Here is a 25986-nt window from a genome sequence, read left to right on the forward strand (position 1 = left end):
GCATCTTTTAACTACCGCACAATATCAACAGCATGAAACGTATCTTTGCCACCCTTCCCTTGATCTTATCAATTAATTATCAATCGGATTGCAAAGTTGCAGCAAACGATATACAAGATATTCTTAACCGGATAATTAACACCAAGGAAATAACAAAATTCACAGAGCATTACGTCAGCAGAAATGACACTATCTACTTCTGCTTTGAGCCTTCTCCTGCGTATAACAAGCAAACGCTTCAAGAATTAAGGCACACTATCTTAAAGATTAAAAATGTTAATTACCTGGTTTATACCGACAAACAAAACGAAAGCAGAAAGCCAGTTATAACTTTTCAAATTTTGGAGCTAACCAAAACCACTGCCTCAGTACGCTTAGGCTTCTCAATTGAGGGCGTAGTAGGCAACTTCAGCTTGGAAAAGAAAAACACCTGGAATATTCGGAGTAGCGAGGTATATGAAATTTAATTTAGCTATGCGACTTCTGCTTCTTTCAGTGACACTAGGCCTTATACTATTAAGCTGCCAAAAATCAGTTTCCGTGCCAAGTAATGATATTCAACAAGTAGTTCAGGCAACATTTGCCGATAACCAGTTAGCCAGGTTTCTGAATCGGCCAGGGCCAGGCATCTTCACTTTCCGATATGAAGAGCTGCCCGTGCACAACAACGAGCATCTGCCCAAACCCCAATTCAATATCATGCTTAGCAACAAGCATGTTATAGAATATAATATAAGAATGAAAGATGAGGTAAATGCTATTCCGATCATCGTGGAACAAGTAATTATTGACCACGACTCTGCTAAAGTCAATTTGCGCATTCCCAAACAAGGCGTTATTGGTCAGTTTCGCTTGGGCAAAACGGCTGATGGTGCCTGGCTGGTGACCAAAGCGTTTGTGGTGGAAACCTGAGTGAGCAGGCTATGTTGCTTGAACCGGTAGAACCTTATGACCACACGACCACTTTGACATTCATCGACAAAATTGCCTGGCTGCACCTGCGCGAAGGCCGCGTGCTGAGCACCCGCAGCCGGGGCAAAGACCGGTACTACTTTCCCGGCGGCAAGCGCGAGCCTGGAGAAACCGACGCCCAAACCCTGCTGCGCGAGATTAAGGAAGAGCTGACCGTGGACCTCGACGCGGCTACCCTGGTGCACGCGGGCACCTTCCGGGCCCAGGCCCACGGCCACCCCCAGGGCCTGCTGGTACAAATGACCTGCTACTACGCCGCGTACACGGGCCAGCTGCAGCCCGCTGCCGAAATCGAAGAAGTGGTCTGGCTGACCTACCGCCACCGCCCCGACGTTTCACCCGTAGATCAGCTGATTTTTGACTGGCTGCAGGAGCAGCAGCTACTAGCCGACTGAGCTGCCCCGGTCCGACCAGTTGACACCCGCACCGCCAGCACCGCCTCCGCCTACCCCTTCGCACGGGCCAAACCCTTACGCCGGCAGTCAGCACGAAGCCAATCGGACGGGCTGCGCCCGTTCGACCCGTTGGCTACCCTACCAGCTGGCTGTAGAGGTGGTTGAGCGTGTCGGCGGGGTCGTGGCAGAGGCCGGGGTGCACGGGTGAGGTTTGCACAATGGTACTGCGCGTGGCCGTAAGCCAGCGGAAGCGGGAGGCCACCGGCAGCTGCCCAATGGGGCCGCCCTCCTTCCTTCCCCCGCAAATCCGCTCAAAGGAGCGCAGGCGCTCGGCCAGCTCGTCCAGGTCCAGCGTTTCGCCGGCGAAGGCGCGCAGCCGGGCTTCGGGCACCTCGAAGCGGGCCTGCAGAAACCCCCGCGACGAGCAGTACAGAATCACGCCGACGTTCAGAAACTCTTCGCGCTCCACGCGGGGCACCACGCGCAGCACGGCATACTCAAACAAGTGCTTTTCGGGCATTTTCGGCTTCCTGAACAAAGGTTTCTGATGCGGCGAGGCGGGCCGTGAGAAAGCGCACGTAGTTTTCGCGCTGCTCCTCCGGGTCCACCCCCGATTCGGCCAGCCACTCGGCGGGTACCAGCGCCACAATGGCCCGGATGCGTTCCGGGGTGAGGCGGGCGCGGCCTTCGGCATCGGCGGCGGTTAGGTCCGTGGCCTGGGGTAGCAGCACATGGTCTTTCACCTGCGGAAACGGGCGGGGCCGGGGCTCGGCCCAGCCGGGGCCGGAGTGGTGCACGTAGAGGGCCGCGCCGTGGTCAATCAGCCACAGCTCCTTGTGCCACATCAGCAGGTTGGTGTTGCGGGCGGTGCGGTCCACGTTCAGGGTCAGGCAATCGAGCCACACAATGCGCGAGGCCAGGCCCGGCTCAATGGTATTCACCAGCGCATCGTAGGTGCTGGCGCCGGAGAGGTAGTGCAGGCCCAGGTTGAGGCCCGTACTGAAGCGCAGCAAATCCTGGATTTCCTCGTCGGGCTCGGTGCGGCCAAAGGCTTCATCGAGCTGGCAAAACACCAGCTCCGGCAGGCGCAGACCCAGCGCGCGGGCCATTTCGCCCACAATCAGCTCGGCAATCAGGGCTTTCAGGCCCTGGCCGGCCCCCCGAAACTTCACCACGTACATAAACCCATCGTCGGCTTCGACCAGGGCGGGCAGCGAGCCGCCTTCGCGCAGGGGGGTGACGTAGCGCGTCACGTCAACGGTTCTCAGGGAAAGGGAGGCAGGGTCCTGCATAGAGCACGGGAAAGATTGGAACAGGCCCCGCAAAGGACGAACAATTCCGGCAGTTTCGCGGCGGCAGCCGGGTAAGTGCGCCCTCCTTGCTACCCCGGTAATTTTCGTTAGCGGCGCCCTATTGGCAACCTAGTAGCCCGTAGCTAGTACACTCCTTTTGCCGGCCCCAGGCCTGGGAGTACGCCGGTTCACCTGCCACTGCGGTTTTCTATGAAGCCTATTGTCACCCTGACGCTCAACCCCACCGTGGACAAAAGCACCACGGCCGACCACATTATTCCGGATCAGAAATTACGCTGTGCCCCGCCTAAGTTTGAGCCCGGCGGGGGCGGCATCAACGTTTCCCGGGCCCTCAAGCGCCTGGGCGCCGCTTCCATTGCCGTGTTTCCGGTGGGCGGCCCTACGGGCACCCTGCTGCGGGAGCTGCTGGAGCAGGAGCAGATTCAGCAGCAGCCGATAGAAACGGAAAGCCGCACACGCGAAAACTTTATTGTGGTAGATGCTTCCAGCGGCCAGCAGTACCGCTTTGGCATGCCCGGCACCCCACTTTCCCCGCAGGAGCAGCAGCAGGTGCTGATTACTCTTAAAAGCCTGGCCGAGGTGCCCGAGTTTCTGGTTATTAGCGGCAGCCTGCCGCCGGGCGTGGAGCCCGAGTTTCTGATGAAGATTGTGCGGGCCGCCAAGAGCATGGGCATTAAAGTAGTGGCCGATACCTCGGGGCCGGCCCTACACCAGATTCTGCAGGAAGGCGTGTACCTGGCTAAGCCCAACGTAGGCGAGCTAAGCAAGATGGCCGGCGTTGATGAGCTTGACAGCGAAGCCGTGGCCCAGGCTGCCCACCAGCTGGTGCAGGAGGGCAAATGCACCATTGTAGTCACCTCCCTGGGGCCCCAGGGCGCCTGCGTGGTTAGCCAGGACCTGGTAGATCATGTGCCGGCGCCCGCCGTGAAAAAACGCAGCACCGTAGGCGCCGGCGACAGTATGGTGGCCGGGCTGGTGTACGGGTTGGCTACCGGTCTTTCGGTGCGCGAAACTGTGCGGCTGGGCGTGGCCTGCGGCACGGCCGCTACCATGAACCCCGGCACGGAGCTGTTCCGCAAGGAAGACGTGGACAAGCTTTACCACTGGCTGCTGCAGCAAACCCTGCCGGCCGCGGCGGCCTAGCGCCCCCTCGGCTCCGCGCCATAACCACCAGCAGGCACCAGCCCGGTACACCTTGTACCGGGCTGGCGTTTTTTCACCCCTACATACCTGGCACCGTAGCGGCATTTTTGGCTCAGGTTTCGAACGGGGTGGACCCACCCCAGGCCCAGATAGCAGCTTCCTAACGCACTTCCAGCAAAGCCATTAGCCGTCGAAAAGAAAAAAATATCATCTAACTTTGAAATACAAAGTTCTTTCACATTCTTTGCATCAGCCCGAGGCGCACCCCTCGTGCCAGCTAACGGAGCTTACTGGCAGTCCCACCGAAACGTAGTGTGCAGTGCTGGTCGGCCCCCTTGCTTTCCGAACCATTCCTTTTAGTATATCAACCAATTACCATCATGACACTCCCCAAAAGCATTCTGCGCGTTGCACTGGCCACCGGCCTGCTGCTACTCATTCCTCTGTTGGCAATGCAGTTCACCCAGGAAGTGGTCTGGACCTTTTCTGATTTTGTCTTTGCCGGGGTCCTGCTTTTCGGCACGGGCACAGCGTACGTGCTGATTGCCCGGAAATGGAACAACACCACCTACAAGCTGGCCGTTGGGGTGGGGGTAGCCGCCGGGCTGCTACTTGTATGGGCCAATGCAGCCGTAGGGCTAGTGGGAAGCGAAGACAACCCAGCCAACCTGCTGTACCTCGGGGTGCCGGTTGTGGCGCTTACCGGGGCCATTATGGCGCGGTTCCGGCCCCTGGGAATGTCGAATGCCATGTTCGCGGCGTCACTTACCTACGTGGCCATAACCGCCATAGCCCTATTTGTCTGGACGCCCACGGGCGCCGCTGCGGAGCCGCAGGTGCATTCAGTGAATGTGCTGGTCGCGAATGGCGTTTTTGCCGCCATCTGGGCCGTGTCGGGCTGGTTGTTCCGCCGGGCCAGCGCCACCGGCTCTACGCTGCATCAGCAGGTAGCCTAGCGCCGCAGAGCACCAACCTCTACCGTTCCCTGACTCTTACGCATTCCTGCTATGACCACATCGCACGTTATAATGGCCGGCGTCCTGCTCCTGATCCTGGGACTCCTGTATCTGCTGGTAGCCAGCCGGGGCCGCACCGGCACCTATAAGCTGGCCGCGGGGGTAGCCGCGGCGGCCTCCCTCCTGCTGGTGTGGGGCAACTTGGCCGTCGGCTTCATCGGCAGTGAGGACAACCCCATGAACCTGCTCTACGGCGCGGTGCTGGCCGTGGGCTTCATCGGGGCCATCCTGGCGAAACTTCAGCCGCTGGGCATGGCCCGCGCTATGTTCGCGGCGGCCGCAACCCAGTTTGCCGTGCCTTTCGTGGCCTTGCTCATCAAGCAACCCGAGCTGACCATGGGCGTGCTGTGGGTAATTGTGCTCAACACCATCTTCGCCGGGCTGTGGGTATTGTCGGGGTGGCTATTTCGGCGGGCGGGTACTGCCGGCGTGGGTTTGGGCCGGCAGGTAGGGTAGAGAAGTCACGTTAAACTCTATTGGACAACGCCCCGCAACCACTCCGGTTGCGGGGCGTTTCTGTGTGCTGCGGCGGTTGTGAAGCGCCAATAGGAACCCGCTTGGGAACCATCGTATAATCCGCTAGTTTTGAGTAGTATGAAAATCACGCTGGAAGTCCCCGACAACAAAGCAGCTTTCATGATGGAGCTGCTGCAAAGCCTACCTTTCGTGAAAGCCACGCCAGCCCGCAGCAAAGCCAAGCCGCAAGACGAGACGGAGTATCTGCTAAGCACCGAGGCCAATAAGAAAGCCCTATTGGAATCTATTGCTCAGATTGAGCAAGGTCAGACCGTTACGCACGACCGGCTCGACTAATGTTTTGCTTTAGTTTCAAAGCCTGGGAGCAATACCAATACTGGCACAGCCAAGACCCCACCCTGTACGCTAAAATCACGGCGCTTTTGGAGGAGTGCCGACGCACACCGCACAAAGGCACTGGCAAACCCGAACCACTAAAAGGCGACCTGCGCGGTTGGTGGTCGCGCCGCATCAACCACGAACACCGCTTGGTGTACAAAGTAGAAGGCGGCAACGTGTATGTAGCTCAATGCCGCTACCACTACGCGAAGTAGCTACCCCAACTTGCTCCTACAGGCGCAGCAGATGTTTCAGGCGCTCTACCCCGATTTCTCCAACGCCCTCAGCGACTCACTGCGGCTGGTGGTTCTGGGGATTCGGATTGAGCAAAATTTATTATAGCGTTTGCAGCCGGGCTTGTTCTTGCGTAATTTGTCGCTACGTGCTAGTGGAAGTGCATTCTCCACCACATGGCTAGTCACTAGTTGCAAGCCCACGTCAATTACGGGGCCAAGAAATAACATCATTTAACCAAGACCAAAAAGAATAGTATGTATTATAAAATAGTGAATGATATTCCTAAGAATATAAAGCCGGAAGATTTTGTTGATGAATTATTGGGAGAGTGCGCGGTAATCTGCAATGCCCCTAATGAACATCCTTCGGAATGTCCTTATTTAGTAATAACTCCATCTGGTGAGCGTATTGCAAAATTCAAAAACAAAGAATCTGCTGTATCATTTATATTAAATTGCCTGAAGGCTAATTAATAACCATGGAATATTCGGAAAAGAATTGGATCAATGGGCACGGCGTATCAATTTGCGAAGGCATTAACGAAATTGAGCACACTTCGCTAGGAGGAGAATTAATTATACATGGAGGCTTATCAATTCAAAATATCTACACTACTGTTACAACCTTATCATCTGATTCTATACAAATTATAGATAAAAGAAAAATCTATGAAAAATCAATAGATTCTAGATATAGAGTATTAGATAATGTGCAAGTTGGTTTTGATTTTAATTAACATCCGAATATACGGTATGGATATCCGATTAGCTTAATTGACTTTTTTAACAAAAACAATATTAAGAACTTCAACGAAGTTACACCTGACATGATTGTAAGATGTCCTAATTCTAAATGGAATTGGAGCAAAGAGAAAATAAAAATAATTTTAGGACATAAGCCTATTTCTTTAACCTGGATTGGGAATGAAAAATCAATACATTTTTACAACGAAGAATGTATTGAAATAAATATTAATATTGACAAAAACGGCAATCATATAAAATATTCTTTCCATACTTACACCCCAAAAAGGTGGAGAAATAAGTTCATGTATGACCGAGCAATTGCATCAGAAATAGAGCATGGTAGTGTACTTAGCAAGCACCACGATATGTACGTAAATACACAACCATTTAACTGTGAATGGCTAAAAAATCAAGCTATAGATGAACTTGATGAAGGATTCTTGATTCTATCTTGTGAAGAGACCAAGGAGCTACTTCGATATAATGGAATAGAAAAAGTGGAAAACATCACACTGTCACTTGTAGTAAATCATCCTAAGTTTACAACGCTAGAGCGAGAGTTTCTCGATTTATTGTATTAGCATGCCACTTATCTTACTAAATGACGCAGACAATTCAGTCAAAAAGATAGTAAGAACACCCCCACGCGCTCCGTTTTCTACTCCCATTGTAGCCCCCCCCTCATAGTCACTCGGCTATGCCGAGTGACGCCTACGCCTGAGCAGCTATGCTGCGAATCTGTTAGCACAATAGGGGCAACTCGCTTGCTGAACCTTTTGTCATATCTTCGCAGTAATACAGCTACTTAACCTGCTGCATCATGGGCACTACCGACAACTCTCCTAAGCCAACTACTAACACCAAGCTCACCAAAGAGCAGCGCTTGGCGCAAGCCCGCGAATACGCCAAGCAATTCAAGTTTGACACGCTCACGGAAGAGGACCTAATCCGTATTCGCCGCAATGCCTATAAGTATGCCATCTGAGCGCGAACTAGGCGAAGGCTACTCGTTCCATTACCGTAAAGGGCCGTCTCACAAAGGCGGCCCTTTGGTTTGTACGCACTACTACGCCTTCCGCACCCGCAAGAACCGACGATATATAGTAGAGGCTGAACAGTATAAACACCATGTATATGTGCTCAAGTATTATCCTTTGGCGCTAAAGGCTTCGCCTAATCGGTTCAAGCTGCTGGTTAATGATGGTGACGCTTTTCGCATCCTGACTACCTGCACGCAGATTTTTCTGGACATCTGCCGGCGTGACCCGCTTGCGTCGGCTGGTTTTGTGGGCGAGGCGCTGTTGGGAGAAGGCAGAGCCAATACGAAGCGGTTTCGGGTGTACCTCAACACGGTGACGGCATTCGTTGGGCCAGTTCGGTTCATTCACCATCCCTTACCTGCCATCAGTGCCTATTTTCTTGAAAACCGCGCTAATCCAGAACCTAATCTGAAAGAACAGGTGGAGCAGATGTTCCGTGAACTGTACATAGTCCCGGAAGCACTGGAGACTGGTAAGCCCACCGACCCAAACAGCAACGGAGGCTGATATTTTGACGCATTTAAATCATATCGAATTTAATTTTTCCGCCAAAACGTCAGCGAAACCACATCTGCACCCCGTTTGCTAAGCCCTTCGTAGAACCTTCCATTGCGAAGTCTCACCCTACGACCAAAGCAAGCCATGAACTTTACTGATTATACCATTAAGGCACAGGAGGCCGTGCAGAAGGCCACTGAAATTGCCGGGGGCAACCAGCAGCAGGCCATTGAAACCGGCCACCTGCTGAAGGGCCTCTTCCAGAGCGACGAGAATGTGCTGTCGTTTCTGGCCAAGAAGCTGGGCGTGAACCTGAACATCCTCACGCCCCGCCTCGATGCCCTGGTAACGGGCTACCCCAAAGTAAGCGGAGGCTCGCCCTACCTCTCCAACGAAGCCGCCGCCGCTCTGCAGCGCGCCACCGGCTTCCTGAAGGAGTTTGATGATGAATACGTGTCGGTGGAGCACCTGCTGCTGGGGCTGCTCGGCGGTAAAGACGCCGTGGCTACCCTGATGAAGGACGCCGGCTTCAACGAGAAAGATCTAAAAGCGGCCATTAAGGAGCTGCGCGGGGGCCGCAAGGTGACCTCGCAGACTGCCGAAGACCAGTACCAGAGCCTCAACCGCTACGCCCGCAACCTCAACGAGCAGGTGCGCACTGGCAAGATGGACCCGGTAATCGGCCGCGACGAGGAAATCCGCCGCGTCCTGCAGATTCTGAGTCGCCGTACCAAAAACAACCCAGTGTTGCTCGGTGAGCCGGGGGTAGGGAAAACTGCCATTGTGGAGGGCCTGGCCCAGCGTATCGTGGCCGGCGACGTACCCGAAAACCTCCAGGACAAAATCATCATGTCCCTGGACATGGGCTTGCTCATTGCGGGTGCCAAGTACAAGGGCGAGTTTGAGGAGCGCCTCAAGTCCGTTATCAAAGAAGTAACCGACTCCGAAGGCCAGATCATTCTCTTCATCGACGAGATGCACACCCTGATTGGGGCCGGTGGTGGCGGTGAAGGCGCCATGGACGCCGCCAATCTGCTCAAGCCAGCCCTGGCCCGCGGTGAGCTGCACTCCATCGGGGCTACTACCCTCAAGGAGTACCAGAAGTACATTGAGAAGGATAAGGCCCTGGAGCGCCGTTTCCAGGCCGTGATGGTAGACGAGCCGACCACGGAAGATGCCATCAGCATCATGCGTGGCATCAAGGAAAAGTACGAGCTGCACCACGGCGTACGCATTACCGACGACGCTGTAATTGCCGCCGTAGAGCTATCTAGCCGCTACATCACCGACCGGTTCCTGCCCGACAAGGCCATCGACCTGATGGACGAGGCCGCCGCCAAGCTGCGCATCGAGCTGAACTCTATGCCCGTGGAGCTGGATGAGGTGCAACGCCGCATTATGCAGCTGGAAATTGAGCGCGAAGCCATCCGGCGCGAGGAAAACCACGACCGGGAAAACGTACTCAACAAAGAGTTGAGCGAGCTAACTGCCAAGCGCGATTCGCTGAAAGCCCAGTGGGAAAACGAGAAATCGGCCCTCACCAGCATTCAGACCGAGAAAGAGAACATCGAGCGCTACAAGCTGGAAGCCGACCAGGCTGAACGCCAGGGCGACTATGGCCGCGTGGCGGAGCTGCGCTACGGCAAAATTCAGGAAGCCGAAGCCAGGCTAAAGGAGCTACAAGCCCAGGCCGAAGCCGACAAAGGCAAGGACGGCGGCTCGATGCTGCAGGAAGTGGTAACCTCCGAGGACATTGCCGAGGTAGTAGCCAAGTGGACCGGTATTCCGGTAAGCAAAATGCTGCAGTCGGACCGCGAGAAGCTGCTGAACTTGGAGCAGGAGCTGGGCAAGCGCGTAGCCGGCCAGAGCGAGGCCATTGCGGCTATTTCGGATGCCGTGCGCCGTTCGCGGGCGGGCCTGCAGGATCCCAAGCGGCCGATTGGTTCGTTTATCTTCCTCGGCACGACGGGGGTAGGAAAAACCGAGCTGGCCAAGGCCCTGGCCGAATACTTGTTCAACGATGAGAATAGCATGGTTCGCATTGATATGAGCGAGTACCAGGAGCGCCATGCCGTGTCGCGCCTGATTGGGGCGCCTCCCGGCTACGTGGGTTACGATGAAGGCGGGCAGCTGACGGAGGCCGTGCGCCGCAAGCCCTACTCGGTGATTCTGCTTGACGAAATCGAGAAGGCCCACCCCGATGTGTTCAATATCCTGCTGCAGGTGCTCGATGATGGTCGCCTTACCGACAACAAAGGCCGGGTGGCGAACTTCAAGAACACCATCATCATCATGACCTCGAACACGGGCGCCGACATCATTCAGACGAACTTCAAGGAGCTGAATGAGTACAACCACGATGAGGTGGTGGACCGCACCCGCGAGGAAGTGGTAGAGCGCCTGAAAGGCCACATGCGGCCCGAGTTCCTGAACCGCATCGACGAGATTGTGATGTTCCAGCCGCTGAAGCGCCGCGAAATCCGCAAGATCGTGGACATCCAGTTCCGGCAGATTCAGCAGCGCCTGGAAGAAGCCGGCATCCGGCTGGAAGCCACCGACGAGGTCCTGGACTTCCTCGGCGAGCAGGGCTTCGACCCGCAGTTTGGGGCCCGCCCCTTGAAGCGCGTCTTGCAGCGTTTGGTACTGAATGAGTTGTCGAAAGACATTCTCTCGGGCCGCGTAAGCAAGGATGCCGTGGTGGAAGCCGTGCTGGAAGACAACCAGATCCGCTTCGTGAATGTGGATGTGGAAATCCCGGGCGTGTAAGAGCCCCATTAACTCCACGAAAAAAGCCCCGCTGGCTAATGTCAGCGGGGCTTTTTTCGTTATCGGACGCTGTTAGGCTCTGAAATGCTTACGCTTCAGGCGGCGCCGAATGTTTTTCGGGATGGCTTTGCCTTGCTGATACGCCCCTACTATTTCCTGCTCCCGATCCTTGCTGAATCGTACGCCCTTAGAAATAGTAATGGCTGAAAGCACTGCTCCCAGCCCCAGCGTAACGGGCGCGCCATCTACCCCCTGGGCCGTAGCTACGGCCCCGTAGCCAAAAAAGTAGCCTGCCGGGAAGCCTAGAATTGTGCTGCCCGTGCGGCGGCTTGCAAACAAGCGCTGCACAGCCTTCGCTGAATCGGCGGGGGCTGCTACTTGGGCAGATGCGGATAAGGCACTTGCTCCCAGCAAGCCAACCAGCACACTGATGCGGAGTACGTGTGAAATCATAAAAAGCAATAAGTAAGCAATGGATTACTTCACAATTTTATCCTATTTCTGGCAACAATTAAGGGCATCCATGTAGTATCCTAAATAAATAATACTGTTTCTATCTTAAATATAACCCATGGATACACAAAGCTCCCCACTCAGAAGTAGCCAGTGCGTTCGTGGGGTAGTGATATTCACCCCGGCACGTGCGAAATAGGAAGCTGGGGTAGCCCCTTCCGGCTGAAGCTCGTATGACTAGCTGCTTGACTTATTGCTTTTTAACCGCTTCACTCTTATGGTATACTGCTTCTCTTTTCCTGGCGCCGGATTGCGGCCTTTGTTGCGCTACCTGCGCTTAGCTGCGCTGGTAGCAGGACTGACTGGTTTACTAACCGGCTGCTCCGATAGTGACGATGACGTAGCGGTTGAGCCAGCTGCCCCCGCCCGCATTACCGTGCCTCAGGCAGGCCTGCACCCCGAAGGCATTCAGTACGACGAGCAAGGCAAGCGCTTTTTGGTTAGCTCCCGCACCCAAGGGCGCATTGGCGGCGTGCGCGACGACAGCACCTACACCACGTTTGCCGACGACCCGCGGCTGGTTTCTACCATTGGCCTCCACCTCGATGCCCCGCGCCAGCGCCTGCTGGTAGCCGTTTCCGATAACGGGGCCAATGCTACCCGTACCACCGCCGCTACCCTGCGCAAGCTGGCGGCCCTGGCTATCTACAACTCTAGCAACGGCAGCCTGATCAGCTACACCGATCTGGGGGCCCTGCGGCCCGGCCTCAACCATTTCGCCAACGACATAGCCGTGGACAGCCAGGGCAACGCCTACATCACCGACAGCCTCTCGCCCATTATTTACAAGGTAGATGCGCAAGGTACGGCCTCCGTTTTTCTGGAGAATGCCCAGCTTAGTGGGGGTACCGGCTTTGGGCTGAACGGCATTGTGTTTCACCCCGACGGATACCTACTGGTGGCTAAATCCAATGACGGTACCCTGTTCAAAGTACCGGTTAGCAATCCTGGCAGCTTTTCGCGGGTAACATCGGGGCAGAGCCTGGTGGGGGCCGATGGGCTCCTGCTGCTGGATTCCCGAACCTTGCTGCTGGTGGCCGGTAGCCAAAGCACCGTTTTCCGGCTAACCTCCACTGACGCTTGGGCCACGGCTGCCGCCTCGGGCAGCTTTGCCACGGGTGCCGTTAGCCCCACTACTATTACTCGCCGCAACCAAACCGACGCCTACGTCCTTTATCCTTACCAAAGCACTTCCCCGCGCTTTGCTATTGTGAAGGCTGGTTTTTAGTCTTATGGCAGAAGGGAAACTTGGCTTCAGTCAGAGCAAAGGGGCTCAGAGAGTTCTGATGCAGCCCCCGGTCTGCTAGCCTACGCCCCGAAATTCGGCCGAGCGTGTAGCTTTGTCCTATGTCGTCCTCTGTTTTCACTACCTACCTGCAGCTAGGGTTTCACCACATTTTCAACCTGCAGGCCTACGACCACCTGGTGTTTCTGCTGGCCTTGTGCGCGCCCTACGTACTGCAGGACTGGCGCCGGGTGGTGGCCCTGGTAACCAGCTTCACGGTGGGCCACTCCATCACGCTGGCCCTGGCCACCCTGAACGTGGTAGGCTACTCTCCTACCCTGATTGAAACCCTGATTCCGGTAACTATTGTGCTGACGTGCCTGCTGAATCTGGGGCGGGCCGGCAAGGCGGGTACCCGGCCGGTGGAGCGGCGCGAGGCTACCCCCATCATCCTCACCCTACCCAATCTGCTGGCGGCAGTGTTCGGGCTGATTCATGGGTTGGGCTTTTCCAGCTACCTGCGCGAGCTGCTGGGCCGCCAGAGCCGCCCGGTGCTGGAGCTGCTGAGCTTCAACCTGGGCGTGGAGCTGGGCCAGCTGCTGATTGTGGGTTTTATCCTGCTGCTCGGCTTCGTGTTGCTGCGTATCTTTAACGTGGCGCGCCGCGACTGGCTCCTGGTCACGACCGGGGCCGCCCTCGGCATAGCTTTAACCCTTTTGGTGGGGTAGGAAGTGGTGAGTTTGAAGCTTTAACGGCCCAGTATGCGTCGCTTGCGCATGTGAAACGTCAAACTCACTATCTCACCATTTCGCCACTTCACCACCTGCAACCTACGCCGGTAGCGGTTGTCTTTCGCCGCGCGCGGCGGGGGTCACTTGCAGCCGCTCCGTTTTACCTCTGAACTGCCTTTTTCTCCTCTTCTATCTGTATGCTGAAACCTACTCTGCTGGCCGCCGGGCTGGCGGCTTTGCTGACCTTACCCGCAGCAGCGCAGAACACCAACTCCGGTACCGACAAATTCGCCCAGCTGGAAACCCTGTTGCCGACTCCCAACGCCTACCGCACCGCCTCGGGAGCACCCGGCAGCGAGTACTGGCAACAGCGCGCCGACTACAACATTCGGGTAAAGCTGGACGACGCGAAACAGTCGATTTCCGGCGACGAGGACATTACCTACACCAACCTCTCGCCCGACGTGCTGACCTATCTGTGGGTGCAGCTCGACCAGAACATTCTCGATAAAAACTCCATCACCACCGCCACCGAGGTCGGCCAGATTCAGCCGCGCATGTCGTTTCAGGCCCTGGACTACCTGCAGCGCAGCGAGTTTGACGGGGGGTTCAAGATTGCGGAGGTGAAACTGAAGGGTGGCAAAGCTCTGCCCTACGTCATCAACCACACCATGATGCGCGTGGACCTGCCCACGCCCCTGCGGCCCAAGCAGGCCGTCACGTTCAGCATCAAGTGGGCCTACAACATCAACGACCAAACCAAAATCAACCAGCGCTCGGGCTACGAGTATTTCCCGGAGGACAAAAACTACCTCTACGAAATTGCCCAGTTCTACCCCCGCATGGCGGTGTACTCCGATAACCAGGGCTGGCAGCACAAGCAGTTTCTGGGCAACGGCGAGTTTGCCCTACCCTTCGGTGACTACCGCGTGAGCATTACGGCCCCCGCCGACCACGTAGTGGGCGCTACCGGCACGCTGCAGAACGCCTCGGAGGTCCTGACCTCAACCCAGCGCCAGCGCCTGGAGCAAGCCAAAAACTCCCAGAAGCCCGTCCTGATTGTGTCGCCGCTGGAGGCGGAGCAGGCCGAGCAGAAGCGCGCCAAAGGCACCAAAACCTGGACCTTTGCCGCCAAAAACGTGCGCGACTTTGCCTGGGCTTCCTCGCGCAAGTTTATCTGGGATGCCATGGGCATCAGGCAGAACGGCACGCCCGTAATGTGCATGAGCTACTACCCCAAGGAGGGCAACCCGCTCTGGGGCAAGTACTCCACGGAGGTGGTAGCCCACACCATCAAAACCTACTCGAAGTTTACCATTCCGTACCAGTACCCGGTGGCCATTTCGGTGCACGGGCCGGTGGGCGGCATGGAGTACCCCATGATATGCTTTAACGGGGGCCGCCCCGAGAAGGACGGCACCTACTCGGCGGACCGGAAGTACGGCATGATTTCGGTGATTATCCACGAGGTAGGCCACAACTTCTTCCCCATGATTGTGAACTCCGACGAGCGGCAATGGTCGTGGATGGATGAGGGCCTGAACACCTTTGTGCAGTACCTCACGGAGCAGGAGTGGGAGCGAAACTACCCCTCGCGCCGGGGCGAACCGGCCAACATTGTGGCCTACATGCAGACCGATAAGAGCCTGCAGACGCCCATCATGACCAACTCCGAATCGGTGCTGCAGTTCGGCAACAACGCCTACGGCAAGCCCGCGACGGGCCTAAATATTCTGCGCGAGACTATTATGGGCCGCCAGCTCTTCGATTATGCCTTCAAGGAGTACGCCACCCGCTGGGCCTACAAGCACCCTACCCCCGCCGACTTCTTCCGGACCATGGAAGACGCCTCGGGCGTGGACCTGGACTGGTTCTGGCGCGGCTGGTTCTACTCCGTGGAGCACACCGACCTGGCCATTGAGGGCGTAAAGTGGTACACAGTGGACTCCAAGAACCCCGAAATTGAGAATGCCCGCAAGCGGGAGCTAATCAACAAAGCGCCCCAGAGCATTTCGCAGCAGCGCAACCTCCAGGACATCAAGAAAACCCTGGTGGATGACAAGCCGGAGCTGAAGGATTTCTACAACAGCTACGACCCGCTCTCGACCACCGAGGCCGATAAGCAGCGCTACCAGCAGCTGGTGAAAGGCCTCAGCCCCGAGCAGCAGCAGCGCCTGAATGCTGGCCTGAACTTCTACGAGGTGAGCCTGAAAAACCGCGGCGGCCTGACCATGCCCATCATCGTGCAGATGACCTACGAGGACGGCAAGCAGGAAATCATGAACATTCCGGCCGAAATCTGGCGTAAGAACAATGCCGAGGTGACCAAGGTGTTTATCACCGAAAAGCCCATCGTGAGCTTCGTGCTGGACCCCTTCCAGCAAACCGCCGACACGGACCTCTCCAACAACGCCTACCCCCAGCGCGCCCAGCCTTCGCGTTTTGAGGTGTTTGAGCAGCAGCAGCGCGCCCAGCCCAACCCCATGCAGCAGCAGTCGGCTCTGCAGCAGAAGGAGCAGAAGCCGGTGAATGGCGCTACCTCTACGGGCGGCACCAACTAAGCACACTCCGTTTACCACCACACAAAACAGCCGGGCCCTATGGTCCGGCTGTTTTTTTATGTTTGCGCATCCTTCACCGGCAAGTGCTTCTCCTGATGGCCTTCCCCTGGGGTCGAGTTCAGAGGCGCCACATTATGCCCAGCTAATTCTGCCAGATACCCCCAAAGCACCGTTCCGGATGATTCCTGATTCTATAGGCGTTTCTGATGAGGATAACAACCGAATGCACGGTGTACTATGGGCCATGCTGGGATGGGTTATCCTTTGCGTGGCCTTACTCTATGCGCTTGATAGGGTAATGTCTTCCGGAGAAGAGGAAAGGCACTTAAAACAGCGCGTGAGTACCGTAGTGGTGTCCAAGTACAAGCCAGCCGATCCGGACAGCTACGTGCTTTACCTACAACGGGGTAAAAGCATCATGCCGTTTGCCGTATTGAAGGGTGCTTTTGCCAGGTCGGAGGTTGGCGACAGTATTGTTAAGTTTCCGCGCTCTGCCACCTATTACCTGAAAAACAGGCGTACGGGCTCCTTGGGCAGGCTGAGTCCTGTATCTGATAGCCTGCCAGAGCCGGCTTTCGGGACTGATGGGCGGTTGAGCCACTGAAAAGCTGACGGGTGCGCACTGCCGGCCCTGCACCACGTCCCGCACCCTAGTCCGGAAAACGTTAGGCAGTGGGCCAGTAGTCGCGGAGCAGGCCCTGCAAATGACTGACGGTAAGCAGGCTGGAGCGGAAGTGCAGCAAGGGCGTATCCACGTCGCCCACAATCACTTCGATTTCCGAGGAATCGGAGTACCACAAAATACTGATCAGGGCGTGGCCGAAGTCACGGCACACTACGCGCCCTTTGTTTTGCCAGGCTTTGGGGCACTCAATAGAATCGCGGAAGCCTAACTCCAGTAGTTCAGCTAGTTTCATGAACAAAAATACTCTGCGGAGAGGCAAAATTAGGGAGCAACTCGGTGTATCGCAAAAAAGCCGGGGCAGCCTGCTGGCAGCGCCGGGCGAGGGGTAGCTGAGCGGGGCTTGAGAGGACACTATTCGGGGTGGGCCAGAAGGCGTTTTCTTGTTAGCTTGAGGCATCTTCCACCTCAACCTTCCTACCCCTATGGGACTTCTTGATGCCCTCTTGGGCAACGCGGCCGAAACCGATGCCCAGGAAATTCAACTCGAACTAAGCCAGCTGCTGGCCCCCGGCGAGGTGGTGCGCAACGCCTACGCCGTTATCCGCGACCTGCTGGTGTTTACCAGTAAGCGCCTGATTCTGGTAGACAAGCAGGGCGTTACGGGCAAGAAGCGCGAGTACCTGAGCATCCCGTACCGCAGCATCGAGCGGTTTTCGATGGAAACCACCGGCCACTTCGACCTGGACGCGGAAATAAAAATCTGGGTGCGGGGCCAGACGGAGCCCATCAGCAAGAACTTCCGCAACGACAAAAACATCCACGACGTGTACCGGGCCCTGAGCGAGTTTGCGCTGTAGCGGGAGGTAGGCAGGTAGCGGCATGCAACCATCTGGCCGGCAGGCAGCTCCTGGTAGTAACGTTTACTTCCTACCCCATGATGCGTCCGTTACGCTCTATAACCTTGGCCAGCCTGCTGCTGCTAGGTCTGCTGGTTAGCTGTCAGATTGATGAAGAGGCCCAGGAGCCTGATTTGAGCTGTGTTTCGGTGCGCGTGCTCGGGCTCAGTTGCAATGGCATGCTCCTGCAGCTAGACGAGAATGTGAACATCGGCAGCTCCATTATGTACCGCGACACGTTGCGCACACACGTAGTTGGCACCTACTCTGAGTTGCCGGTTGGGGCCGAGCCGGGCCGGAAGTTTACCCTTGCCCTGCGTACTCCCACGGCTCAGGAAGCTACTTCGCGCCCCTGCCTGGCTATTTATCAGAGCTTTGATGTGCCCCAGATGGTAGCAGAATCTGCCCGCTGCAGCAAATAAACCCGTAACTAACACAGATGCAACAAGGCCCGTAGCGCTGTGCTACGGGCCTTGTTGCTAGTTCCGCCGGTTACGCTTAGCGGCCGCCGACGGTGGCAGCTCCCGACTTCAGGTACTTGTCGTACCAAGCCAGGTACCGGTCGTAGCGTTCCTTCACGTAGCTGGGCTTGCTGATGCCGTGGAACTGACCGGGGTAAATGATAAGCTGGGTGGGCACTTTCCGGCTTTGCAGGGCCTGGTACATCTGCTCGGTGTTGAGCAGGGGCACGTTGAAGTCCTTCTCGCCGCAGAGAAACAGCGTGGGCGTGTTGATCTGGCCGGCGTGAAAGAAGGGGTAGGAAATGCGCATCCACACGTCGGGGTGCTCCCAGGGCGTGCCCAGCTCGGTTTCGTAGTCACGGATGTACTGGTCGGTGCCGTAGCCGGCCAGCACGTTGGCAATGCCGGCCCCGCTGGTAGCGGCCTTAAAACGCGGGTCGCGGGCAATGAGGTGGTCGGTGAGGATGCCGCCGTAGCTCCAGCCGCCCACCCCCAGGCGGGCCGGGTCGGCCAGGCCCTGCTGCACGGCGTAGTCCACCACGGCCAGGGCATCCTCGGAGTCCTTGTTACCCCAGTCGGCATAAATGGCCCGGCAGTATTCCAGGCCCCGGCCCGAGCTGCCGCGAGGATTGCCGGCCACAACGGCGTAGCCGTGGGCTGCCAGCACCTGCCACTCCGGCGCGAAGCCGTAAGCAAACTGCGACACCGGCCCGCCGTGAATCCGGAGCACCGTGGGGTACTTCTGGCCCGCCTGGTAGCCCACCGGCTTCACCATAAACCCGCTGACCAGGGTGCCATCTTTGCTTTTGACCTGCAAAGGTTCCACGGCGCCCAGCTGCACGGTTTTCAGCCAGGCGTCATTCTGTTTAGAAAGCGGGCGCAGGCTTTTCTTCTCGAAGGCAAACACTTCTTTCGGCTGCAGCGGCTCGCTGTTTACTACCACTACCTGCCCTTTCGGACCCAGCTCAAATTCCGTGATTTCGCGCTTCCCGTCCAGCACCCGCTCTACCTTGCCGCCGGTAGCCGGCACCCGAGCCAGCACCTGGGCGCGGTCGTCTTCGAGCAGAAAGTAAAGGTGCTTGCCATCTTTAGACCACTGTGGCTTGAGGGTGTTGCGGTCCAGGCCCTGGGTGAGCAGGCGGGGCGTGCCGCCGGTGGCCGGCACCACGGCCAGCTGGTGCAGGCCGTACACCAGTTGCTCCTTGGGGGCGCCCTCCACAAAGGCTATCCACTTGCCATCGGGGCTCCAGGCGGGGCGGCCGCTCCAGTTGCTGGGGGCGCTGTCGGCCACGTCGGTGGTGGTGAGCTGCCGCGGCTGGGCGCCGGGGGTAGCCTCTATGGCGTATAGGTCGAAGTTATCGTGGCGGTCGGGGTCCTCGCCACGCTTGCTCACGAACACCAGCTGCCGGCTATCGGGGCTCCAGGCGGGGGCGTGCTCGTCGTAGCGGCCGGGTGTGAGGTTGGTCAGCTTGCGCGTGGCCACCTCGAAGACGTAGAGGTGCTGGCGCTGCTTATTGAGGTAACCGTCCACATCCTGCTTAAACTGAAACCGGTTGATGACGATTACCGGCGGCGTTTTCTTTTTGGCTTTCTGCGCCAGCGTGAGCGAGTCGGGGTCGGCGTCGCGGATGATGAGGGCGAGGCGCTTGCCATCCGGGGCCCACACGTAATCCTGCACGCTGCCTTTCAGCTTGGTTACTTTCTCGGCCTCGCCGCCGTTGCGGTTCAGCAGCCAAAGCTGGGCCTTGCCTTCCTCCCCCTCACTGCGGCTCGAGAGGAAGCTTAGGTAAGTACCATCGGGCGAGAAGCGCGGAGCGGTTTCGTTGTCGGGGCTGGTGGTTACGCGCAGGTTCTGGCGGCCGTCGTAGCGGGCCATCCACACGTCGGCGTTGTTTTTGTCGGCGGCCGTATCGGCTTGGCTGACCACGTAGGTAACCCACTGCCCATCGGGCGAGAAGTGAGCATCTTTTACATCGCGCAGCTGCTGCAGGTCGCGGGCCGTGAGTGGGTGCGGGGCGGTTTGGGCCGCCAGCGCCGTGGGAGCCAGCACCCCGAGCAGGAGGAACAGCTTTTTCATGAAGGCAGAGGAAAGGAACGGCAACAAGGACAGCGCGCCACCACAGGAGGTTGCGCCCATCGTTCCAGGGCAAGATACCAGACCGCCAGCACCTACCCCACCAACGAGGTATACTAAAGAACCCCGCCCGACGGGGCAGGGTCTTCAGTTGGTTGCCGAGATGCCGCGTTGGGCTACCCCCCTACCACGGCCGCATTGGGCGCGGGCACTGGGGGGTTGTACTCCGGGGTAGAGGCGTTCTGCTGGGCGTTGGTTTTGCCTTTGTCGTCCTTGAAATCGTGGCGCTTGTAGGGCCGGATGATGAGGCGCAGGGCCTTATCGGAGCTGAAGTAGCTGATGGCCCAGCTCACCAGCGTAACGGCTTTGTTACGGAAGCCCACCAGCGTCATCAGGTGCACGAACAGCCAGGTCAGCCAGCCCAGGAAGCCGCCGAAGTGCCGGTCGCCGGGCAGGTCCACCACGGCGCGGTTGCGACCCACAATAGCCATGCTGCCTTTATTGAAGTATTTGAAGGGCTGCAAGGCCTCGCCGGCCAGCAGGCGCTTGAAATTGGCTGCCAGCTGCTCAGCCTGCTGAATGGCTACCGGGGCCAGCATGGGGTAGCCGCGCGGCATTTCCTCGGTTACCAGGTTGGCCACGTCCCCAATGGCGTACACGTTCCGGCTGCCCATTACCCGGTTTATAGTATCCACGTTGATGCGCTTGTTTTTCGCAACTACCTCGGCGGGCAGCCCCTCCACGGCGGCCCCGTTCACGCCAGCGGCCCAAATCAGGTTTTCCGTGCGCAGAAACTCCGTGTCAGAATAGTACAGCTTGCCGTCCTCGAAGCGGGCGGCTTTGGTATTCAGGCGGATATGGATGCCCATTTCCTCCAGGTAGGCTTTGGCCTTGTCCTGGGCGTACTTCGACATGGGCCCCAGCACCTCCCCGCCCGACTCCACCAGATAGATTTCCATCTGCTTGAGGTCCAGCTCGGGGTAGTCCTGGGGTAGCACGTCCTTGCGCATTTCGGCCAGAGAGCCGCAGATTTCCACACCCGTGGGGCCGCCGCCTACCACTACCACGTTCATCAGGGCCTGGCGCTGCACGGGATTCTCACAGAGCAGGGCTTTCTCGAAGTTCTGGAACAGGTAGCTGCGCAGGTTCAGGGCGTTAGGCACGCTCTTGATCTGCATGGCGTTGCGCTCAATACTTTCCAGCCCGAAGTAATTAGTGAGGGAGCCGGTGGCAATAACCAGGTGGTCGTAGCGGATTTCGCCGATGTTGGTTATCAGGGTGTTGCGCGCGTGGTCAACCTGCTGCACATCGGCCATGCGGAAAAAGAAATTCGGCTGGCCGGCAAAAATCTTGCGGATGGGGTAGGCAATGCTGTCGGCCTCCAGGGCGCCGGTGGCTACCTGATAGAGCAGGGGCTGAAAGTTGTGGTAGTTGTTCCGGTCGATGACGACTACCTGCACGGGCGCATCGGCCAGGTCTTTGGCCAGCCGCAGCCCCGCGAAGCCGCAGCCAATAATAACGATGCGCGGCTGGGTGGTAACCGGAAGGTTGGTATCCATACCTGATACAGAATAATGTCGGCGTAAGCATACGACGAACTCCGGCAAAAGCGCCAAAATCCTGTACCGAAAACGACCGGCTTAGGTTGTGAAGTGGTGAAGTAGTGAATAAGTAAAGTGTCATGGCGAGCGGAGCGACGCCATCCGTCCTCTCCTCTGTGACAAGTCTAATCAACAGACAAGCCCCTGACGCTCGCACAGTCGTCAAGGGCTTGTCACGTTTCAGGGGGTAGGGCGTTGGGCAGGACGGATGGCTTCGTGCCTCGCCATGACACCTGTCACCTATCACCGTTTACCACCTCACCGTATCACTTAATAATCCGTCCCTTCTTTCTTCTTGAACTCTCCGTCCTTGACCTGCTTGATGAGCTGCAGCCAGCTGAAGGGGTTGAGCAAGGGGTTGTTGGTGGCGGGCGTGGGGCCCATGCCCATGCGGCGCTGCTGGTCGTACTGCTGGTTTTGCAGGGTTTGGCGGTAGTTGCCCATGCTGGTCACGGGCAGGGTGTTGAACATGCGGCGCATTACCTGCTCATTGAGCTTTTCGGCGGCGGTCCGGTCACTTTCGGCCGGGGCCCTCATGGCCAGAAAGGCTTCCTTGAAGGCTTTTTCGGTGGCATAGGGAAACACCCGCACCTCGGGCAGCACGGTAGCGTCTTCCTTTAGCTGCACAATCACGGAGTAGCTTTGGCGAGGGTAGTTGGCCGGAATTACCACGTACTGGTTGCGGTAGCCCAGGCTTCTGATGACAATACTGTCGCCGGCCAGCACCGGGATGGAAAAGTAACCGTAGGCATTGGTGGCAGTGCCGCGCCCGGCCTTGGGCACGAACACGGCCGCGCCGGGCACGCCCAGCAGCGAGTCGCCGGAGGCCACGATGCCGGTAAACTGCACCACCGGGCGCTGGCCCTGCGCCCGCGCACGGCCGGGCACCAGCAGCAGGGCTACCAGCACGAGCCCGAGCAAGGCGGGCAGGAAAGAAAGACGAATTCGGGCCACTGGGAGCATACAAGGCATTACAGGCGACAAAGATACGGCACTTTCGGGGGCCGCTGGCGGGTTTAAGGTAAATTCGGGCCCGCTGGGTTTGGTTCAGGTTTTTGTATTTCTGCTTTCGTCTATAGATGCGCCTCAAACACTTTACCGTTGCATTCGGCCAGCAACTATTCAAAGCACTCGGCGACGAAAGCCGGGTGCGCATCCTGCATTTGCTGTGGCGCAACCAGGAAATGTGCATTTCTGACCTGGAGCAGGTGCTGGACTTCAGCCAGACGAAAACCTCCAGGCAACTAGCGTACCTGAAAAATGCAGGCCTCGTGAATTTCCGCCGCCTCGATAACTGGGTGTTTTATTTCATTAAGGACGAAGCCCAGGATTTCCTGCACCAGCTGCTGAGCTATATGGAACGCGACCCGCAGCTCCTGCGCGACCAGAAGATTTACCAGACCCTCTGGTCGAACCGGGAGCTGGCCGCGTATAAGCTGCAAAACCGCCGCTGGACCGGGATTCCGGATGCGCGCTGAGCGCGGGTGGCCTTCTGTTTTCTTTTTACTTTCTGTTTTCCGTGAAATCTTCTGCCGCTCCCACCCGCCTGTTTGTCTGTACTGCCCAGAAAAGTGAAGTGGGCAAGGAGGTAGCTAAGGCACTCAAGGTGGAGCTGAAAAAGCAAGGCCTGAAAAACCTGTTCAGCGGCGGCGAAAAGCGCAAAACCCGGGTGCAAACCTGCAATTGCCTCGACCTGTGCAAGCACTGCAAGAAAGGCCCCGGCGCGGCCCTCATCATGTACCCCGAGGGCACCGTGTACGGCGACGTAAAACCCAAGGACGCCGCCGACATTGTGCGCGAACACCTGGGCGAAGGCCGGGTTATTAAACGGCTGCTGATTGAGTAGCCCCTACCCTTGCTCCGAGGCTGAAGGCTCCACCTCACTGCGCGCAGACTACTTGTGTATGCCGCCTACCCCTCCCACGCCTCCCAACCTCCACAGGTACCAATCCGGCCAGACCTGCCCCAGTGCATCGGAGCCCAAAACCACGTCACCTATTACGTATCACCTGTCACTATCTACCTCATTACCATTTACCTGTTACCATTTACCTCATCACTTCATCACCTCCCTTTGAAATACCGTCATCTTTTCTTCGACCTCGACCATACGCTGTGGGATTTTGAAGCCAACGCCGATGAAACCCTGCGCCACCTCTTTGAGCTGCACGAGCTGGGGCGCTACGGCACCTTCACGGCGGAGGAGTTTATCCGGGTGTACTCCGATATCAACCACGGTTTGTGGCGGCTGTACCAGGGCGGCAAAATCACGCAGCAGCAGCTGCGGGCCACGCGCTTCCCGCGCACCTTCGTGAAGCTGGGCCTGACGGAAGCCGACGCGCCCGCCGAGATGTCGGGGCAGTTTACGGACCTGCTACCTCATAAAACGGCAGTATTCCCTTACACCTATGAAGTGCTTGATTACCTGCGCGACAAGGGCTACGTGCTTCACCTGATTACCAATGGCTTCAAGGAAATTCAGTACGTGAAGCTGAACTCGGCCCGTCTAACGGACTACTTCCGGGAAATCGTTACCTCGGAGTGTTGCGGCCACCTCAAGCCCGATGCCCGCATTTTCCGGCACGCCCTGGAGCGCTCCGGCGCTACCGCCCCGGAAAGCCTCATGATTGGCGACAACCTGGAGTGCGACGTGCTGGGCGCCTACAATGCCGGCATCGACCAGGTGTACTTCAACCCCGAAAAACGCCGCCACTTGGCCCAGACCACCTACGAAATCAGCTGTTTGAGTGAGCTGAAGAACATTTTGTAGCCGCTGCTATTCCAGCGCCACAACGGTCTGTGCGGCGCCGGCGTACTCCATCAGCTCGGGGGTAAGGCGGAAGCTGCGGCCGCCCATGCCTTTGCCGTAGAGCTCCATTTCCACGGTGGTTGATACGGTACTGGTGCGCAGGTCCTGGGCCGTCCGGATGAAAGGTTTTACTACCCCGCTTACCTGCCCGATAACCGCCTGCACTTCGGCCGCTGCCTCTTTCAGCCGGGGCCTGGTGAAGGCTACCTGCACTGTAATTTCCGCTTGGTCAGGATAGGCCGAAACCCTGCCGTAGCCCACCACCGTGATTTGCCGGTTCGGCGCCGTGGTAGATGCCGTGGGCGTGCACCCGGATAGCAGCAGGGGCAGGCAGCTGGGTATGATTCGCTTCATGTGGGATGGAGGCATCCGGGGAGAAGGAAGCCGCGGGCAAGTATAGCTCCTCAGAAGCCAACCGCAGCTTCCTGGCTACCTTTGCGCCCATGATCAGACTCATTGGCCTCTCCGGCCGCCGGGGCAGCGGCAAAGACACCATTGCCCGTATGCTGCAGCAGCTACAGCCAGAGCGCAAGTGGCACATTCGCTCCGTGGGCGAGCCGATTAAGGCCGTGTGTGCAGCCCTGGCTGGCGAGGGTGTTTCGCCCTATTTCTCACAGGCGGGCAAGGCCGAGCGCCTGCCCGCCTTCGGGCGCACCCGCGGCGAAATGCTGCAGCAGGTAGGGCTGGCCCTGCGCCAATGGGAGCCTGATATCTGGGTGCAGGCCTTTTTCTCGCGCCTGCCCACCGACCAGTGCACCCTCATCCCGGACGTGCGCTTCCCCAACGAAGCCGACCTGATCCGCAGCCGCGGCGGCCTGATGCTGCGCGTGGAAGGCGACCCCCTCCACCAGCGCGGCGACGGCACCCGCGACGACAACCACCCCAGTGAAACAGCCCTCGACGCCTACCCCCACTTCGACTTGGTACTTCGCAACGAAGGCTCCGTGGCGGAGCTGGAGCAGCAGGTGCGGCGGGTGCTACTGGAGCGGGTGTAGTGGCTTGAGAATGGTTAGGGAAATTATGAAGCCCGTTACTGTAACTGTATTAGCCACCCTGCTTGTACTGTTTACCTGCTCCTGTAATTCCGCCAAGCCACTAAAACAGGTTCGTTGGCATGACTATACTTTCCAACTTAGTGTATTGGATGGAGGACCTTTAACATCTGACTCTTGGGAAGTAACAGCGCGCCACACAGGATTATTTGGGGTACGGGAAAAGTTGCTGTTTGACACTTACGGAGGGCCTGATTTAACTGACATTCAGCTGGAAGGCGCCTTCTTGGTTTTGTTAGCAGATAACTACGACGGCAAGCCTAAGCGGATAGCCTTGGATCTACGACAGCTTGATGCGTTTTTGCAGAGCCCTGTTCGCTACCAGCGTTACTCTCTTATGCAGAGCAACGCCTCCTATATAGAGCCTGATTTTATTAAGACAGGTAGGATGATAGAACGGACAGCTCGCTAAAACAGGAGCCACACGGTGTAAGTAAGCGTGCAACGAATCCCGTTA

At 57.5% G+C, this 25986-nt stretch carries 31 protein-coding genes; 23 read left to right on the forward strand and 8 right to left on the reverse strand.

The window, feature by feature from the left end:
- Nucleotides 1-32 precede the first annotated feature (32 nt).
- From GGU46_RS16460 to GGU46_RS16470, 3 genes are read left to right on the forward strand one after another with little or no spacing between them, the layout of a single operon-like run.
- The gene (locus GGU46_RS16460; RefSeq protein WP_183404656.1) at nt 33-467 is read left to right on the forward strand and encodes a hypothetical protein; all 435 of its coding nucleotides are present in this window, start codon (nt 33-35) and stop codon (nt 465-467) included.
- Between the two features lie 7 nt (nt 468-474).
- Entirely contained in the window at nt 475-912 is a 438-nt protein-coding gene (locus tag GGU46_RS16465) for a hypothetical protein (RefSeq protein ID WP_183404657.1), read from the forward strand.
- An 11-nt stretch (nt 913-923) separates the two neighbouring features.
- Entirely contained in the window at nt 924-1367 is a 444-nt protein-coding gene (locus GGU46_RS16470) for an NUDIX hydrolase (protein WP_246399067.1), read from the forward strand.
- Nucleotides 1368-1500: 133 nt separating this feature from the next.
- On the opposite strand, the gene GGU46_RS16475 is transcribed toward GGU46_RS16470, so the two are convergent.
- Nucleotides 1501-1887 carry a DUF3037 domain-containing protein gene (locus GGU46_RS16475; protein WP_183404658.1) on the reverse strand — a complete coding sequence of 129 codons (387 nt, stop codon included), beginning with the start codon at nt 1885-1887 and terminating at the stop codon, nt 1501-1503.
- Nucleotides 1865-2659, reverse strand: a complete 795-nt coding sequence (locus GGU46_RS16480) for a HipA family kinase (RefSeq protein WP_183404659.1) — start codon at nt 2657-2659, stop codon at nt 1865-1867. Before GGU46_RS16480 ends, GGU46_RS16475 begins: the two co-directional genes overlap by 23 nt.
- 210 nt (nt 2660-2869) lie before the next feature.
- Here GGU46_RS16480 and GGU46_RS16485 point away from each other — a divergent pair, with 210 nt between their 5' ends.
- From GGU46_RS16485 to clpB, 10 genes are all read left to right on the forward strand, one after another.
- Nucleotides 2870-3823, forward strand: coding sequence for a 1-phosphofructokinase family hexose kinase (locus GGU46_RS16485; RefSeq protein WP_183404660.1), 954 nt, complete (start codon nt 2870-2872; stop codon nt 3821-3823).
- 380 nt (nt 3824-4203) lie between these two features.
- The gene (locus tag GGU46_RS16490; RefSeq protein WP_215906374.1) at nt 4204-4779 is read left to right on the forward strand and encodes a hypothetical protein; all 576 of its coding nucleotides are present in this window, start codon (nt 4204-4206) and stop codon (nt 4777-4779) included.
- A gap of 51 nt (nt 4780-4830) precedes the next feature.
- Nucleotides 4831-5295, forward strand: coding sequence for a hypothetical protein (locus GGU46_RS16495; RefSeq protein ID WP_183404661.1), 465 nt, complete (start codon nt 4831-4833; stop codon nt 5293-5295).
- Between the two features lie 138 nt (nt 5296-5433).
- On the forward strand, nt 5434-5652 hold the full coding sequence (locus GGU46_RS16500) for a type II toxin-antitoxin system Phd/YefM family antitoxin (RefSeq protein ID WP_183404662.1): 219 nt from the start codon (nt 5434-5436) through the stop codon (nt 5650-5652).
- The gene (locus GGU46_RS16505) at nt 5652-5909 is read left to right on the forward strand and encodes a Txe/YoeB family addiction module toxin (protein ID WP_183404663.1); all 258 of its coding nucleotides are present in this window, start codon (nt 5652-5654) and stop codon (nt 5907-5909) included. The genes GGU46_RS16500 and GGU46_RS16505 overlap by 1 nt, the downstream gene beginning before the upstream one ends.
- A gap of 500 nt (nt 5910-6409) precedes the next feature.
- A complete protein-coding gene (locus tag GGU46_RS16515) occupies nt 6410-6667 on the forward strand; it encodes a hypothetical protein (protein WP_183404665.1) in 258 nt (85 codons plus the stop codon).
- Between the two features lie 90 nt (nt 6668-6757).
- Entirely contained in the window at nt 6758-7258 is a 501-nt protein-coding gene (locus GGU46_RS16520) for a hypothetical protein (protein ID WP_183404666.1), read from the forward strand.
- Nucleotides 7259-7497: 239 nt separating this feature from the next.
- Nucleotides 7498-7662, forward strand: coding sequence for a hypothetical protein (locus GGU46_RS16525; RefSeq protein ID WP_183404667.1), 165 nt, complete (start codon nt 7498-7500; stop codon nt 7660-7662).
- The gene (locus GGU46_RS16530; RefSeq protein ID WP_183404668.1) at nt 7652-8224 is read left to right on the forward strand and encodes a hypothetical protein; all 573 of its coding nucleotides are present in this window, start codon (nt 7652-7654) and stop codon (nt 8222-8224) included. Before GGU46_RS16525 ends, GGU46_RS16530 begins: the two co-directional genes overlap by 11 nt.
- A 135-nt stretch (nt 8225-8359) precedes the next feature.
- Nucleotides 8360-10981: an ATP-dependent chaperone ClpB gene (gene clpB, locus GGU46_RS16535; RefSeq protein ID WP_183404669.1), complete on the forward strand. Its 2622-nt coding sequence runs from the start codon at nt 8360-8362 to the stop codon at nt 10979-10981.
- A gap of 72 nt (nt 10982-11053) precedes the next feature.
- Here the strand turns inward: clpB and GGU46_RS16540 are convergent, their stop codons facing one another.
- Nucleotides 11054-11434 carry a hypothetical protein gene (locus GGU46_RS16540; protein WP_183404670.1) on the reverse strand — a complete coding sequence of 127 codons (381 nt, stop codon included), beginning with the start codon at nt 11432-11434 and terminating at the stop codon, nt 11054-11056.
- A 310-nt stretch (nt 11435-11744) separates the two neighbouring features.
- On the opposite strand from GGU46_RS16540, the gene GGU46_RS16545 reads away from it, so the two are divergent.
- The 3 genes from GGU46_RS16545 (at nt 11745) to GGU46_RS16555 (ending at nt 16011) form a co-directional block, all read left to right on the forward strand.
- Nucleotides 11745-12722 carry an SMP-30/gluconolactonase/LRE family protein gene (locus tag GGU46_RS16545; RefSeq protein WP_183404671.1) on the forward strand — a complete coding sequence of 326 codons (978 nt, stop codon included), beginning with the start codon at nt 11745-11747 and terminating at the stop codon, nt 12720-12722.
- A 119-nt stretch (nt 12723-12841) separates the two neighbouring features.
- A complete protein-coding gene (locus GGU46_RS16550) occupies nt 12842-13447 on the forward strand; it encodes a HupE/UreJ family protein (protein WP_183404672.1) in 606 nt (201 codons plus the stop codon).
- Between the two features lie 200 nt (nt 13448-13647).
- On the forward strand, nt 13648-16011 hold the full coding sequence (locus GGU46_RS16555; RefSeq protein WP_183404673.1) for a M1 family metallopeptidase: 2364 nt from the start codon (nt 13648-13650) through the stop codon (nt 16009-16011).
- A 665-nt stretch (nt 16012-16676) separates the two neighbouring features.
- Here the strand turns inward: GGU46_RS16555 and GGU46_RS16560 are convergent.
- Entirely contained in the window at nt 16677-16928 is a 252-nt protein-coding gene (locus tag GGU46_RS16560; protein WP_139924567.1) for a hypothetical protein, read from the reverse strand.
- A 190-nt stretch (nt 16929-17118) separates the two neighbouring features.
- On the opposite strand from GGU46_RS16560, the gene GGU46_RS16565 reads away from it, so the two are divergent.
- Both GGU46_RS16565 and GGU46_RS16570 read left to right on the forward strand, forming a co-directional pair.
- Nucleotides 17119-17493, forward strand: coding sequence for a PH domain-containing protein (locus tag GGU46_RS16565; protein WP_183404674.1), 375 nt, complete (start codon nt 17119-17121; stop codon nt 17491-17493).
- A 77-nt stretch (nt 17494-17570) separates the two neighbouring features.
- Nucleotides 17571-17954 carry a hypothetical protein gene (locus GGU46_RS16570; protein ID WP_183404675.1) on the forward strand — a complete coding sequence of 128 codons (384 nt, stop codon included), beginning with the start codon at nt 17571-17573 and terminating at the stop codon, nt 17952-17954.
- 76 nt (nt 17955-18030) lie between these two features.
- Here GGU46_RS16570 and GGU46_RS16575 read toward each other — a convergent pair whose 3' ends face one another.
- From GGU46_RS16575 to GGU46_RS16585, 3 genes are all read right to left on the reverse strand, one after another.
- Nucleotides 18031-20070 carry a S9 family peptidase gene (locus tag GGU46_RS16575; protein ID WP_183404676.1) on the reverse strand — a complete coding sequence of 680 codons (2040 nt, stop codon included), beginning with the start codon at nt 20068-20070 and terminating at the stop codon, nt 18031-18033.
- 173 nt (nt 20071-20243) lie between these two features.
- Nucleotides 20244-21626, reverse strand: coding sequence for an NAD(P)/FAD-dependent oxidoreductase (locus tag GGU46_RS16580; protein ID WP_183404677.1), 1383 nt, complete (start codon nt 21624-21626; stop codon nt 20244-20246).
- Between the two features lie 312 nt (nt 21627-21938).
- On the reverse strand, nt 21939-22622 hold the full coding sequence (locus tag GGU46_RS16585; RefSeq protein ID WP_183404678.1) for a carboxypeptidase-like regulatory domain-containing protein: 684 nt from the start codon (nt 22620-22622) through the stop codon (nt 21939-21941).
- 125 nt (nt 22623-22747) lie between these two features.
- On the opposite strand from GGU46_RS16585, the gene GGU46_RS16590 reads away from it, so the two are divergent.
- From GGU46_RS16590 to GGU46_RS16600, 3 genes are all read left to right on the forward strand, one after another.
- Nucleotides 22748-23146, forward strand: a complete 399-nt coding sequence (locus GGU46_RS16590; protein WP_183404679.1) for an ArsR/SmtB family transcription factor — start codon at nt 22748-22750, stop codon at nt 23144-23146.
- A 41-nt stretch (nt 23147-23187) separates the two neighbouring features.
- Nucleotides 23188-23514: a (2Fe-2S) ferredoxin domain-containing protein gene (locus tag GGU46_RS16595; RefSeq protein WP_183404680.1), complete on the forward strand. Its 327-nt coding sequence runs from the start codon at nt 23188-23190 to the stop codon at nt 23512-23514.
- A gap of 228 nt (nt 23515-23742) precedes the next feature.
- Nucleotides 23743-24438, forward strand: coding sequence for a YjjG family noncanonical pyrimidine nucleotidase (locus GGU46_RS16600; protein ID WP_183404681.1), 696 nt, complete (start codon nt 23743-23745; stop codon nt 24436-24438).
- Between the two features lie 6 nt (nt 24439-24444).
- On the opposite strand, the gene GGU46_RS16605 is transcribed toward GGU46_RS16600, so the two are convergent.
- Nucleotides 24445-24831: an SIMPL domain-containing protein gene (locus tag GGU46_RS16605; RefSeq protein ID WP_183404682.1), complete on the reverse strand. Its 387-nt coding sequence runs from the start codon at nt 24829-24831 to the stop codon at nt 24445-24447.
- Nucleotides 24832-24920: 89 nt separating this feature from the next.
- Here GGU46_RS16605 and GGU46_RS16610 point away from each other — a divergent pair, with 89 nt between their 5' ends.
- Complete coding sequence (locus tag GGU46_RS16610; RefSeq protein WP_183404683.1) at nt 24921-25472, forward strand: nucleoside/nucleotide kinase family protein; 552 nt, start codon at nt 24921-24923, stop codon at nt 25470-25472.
- Between the two features lie 25 nt (nt 25473-25497).
- Nucleotides 25498-25941: a hypothetical protein gene (locus GGU46_RS16615; protein ID WP_183404684.1), complete on the forward strand. Its 444-nt coding sequence runs from the start codon at nt 25498-25500 to the stop codon at nt 25939-25941.
- Nucleotides 25942-25986 lie beyond the last annotated feature (45 nt).

Source organism: Hymenobacter latericoloratus, from assembly GCF_014199535.1.
GTDB classification, from domain to species: Bacteria; Bacteroidota; Bacteroidia; order Cytophagales; family Hymenobacteraceae; genus Hymenobacter; species Hymenobacter latericoloratus.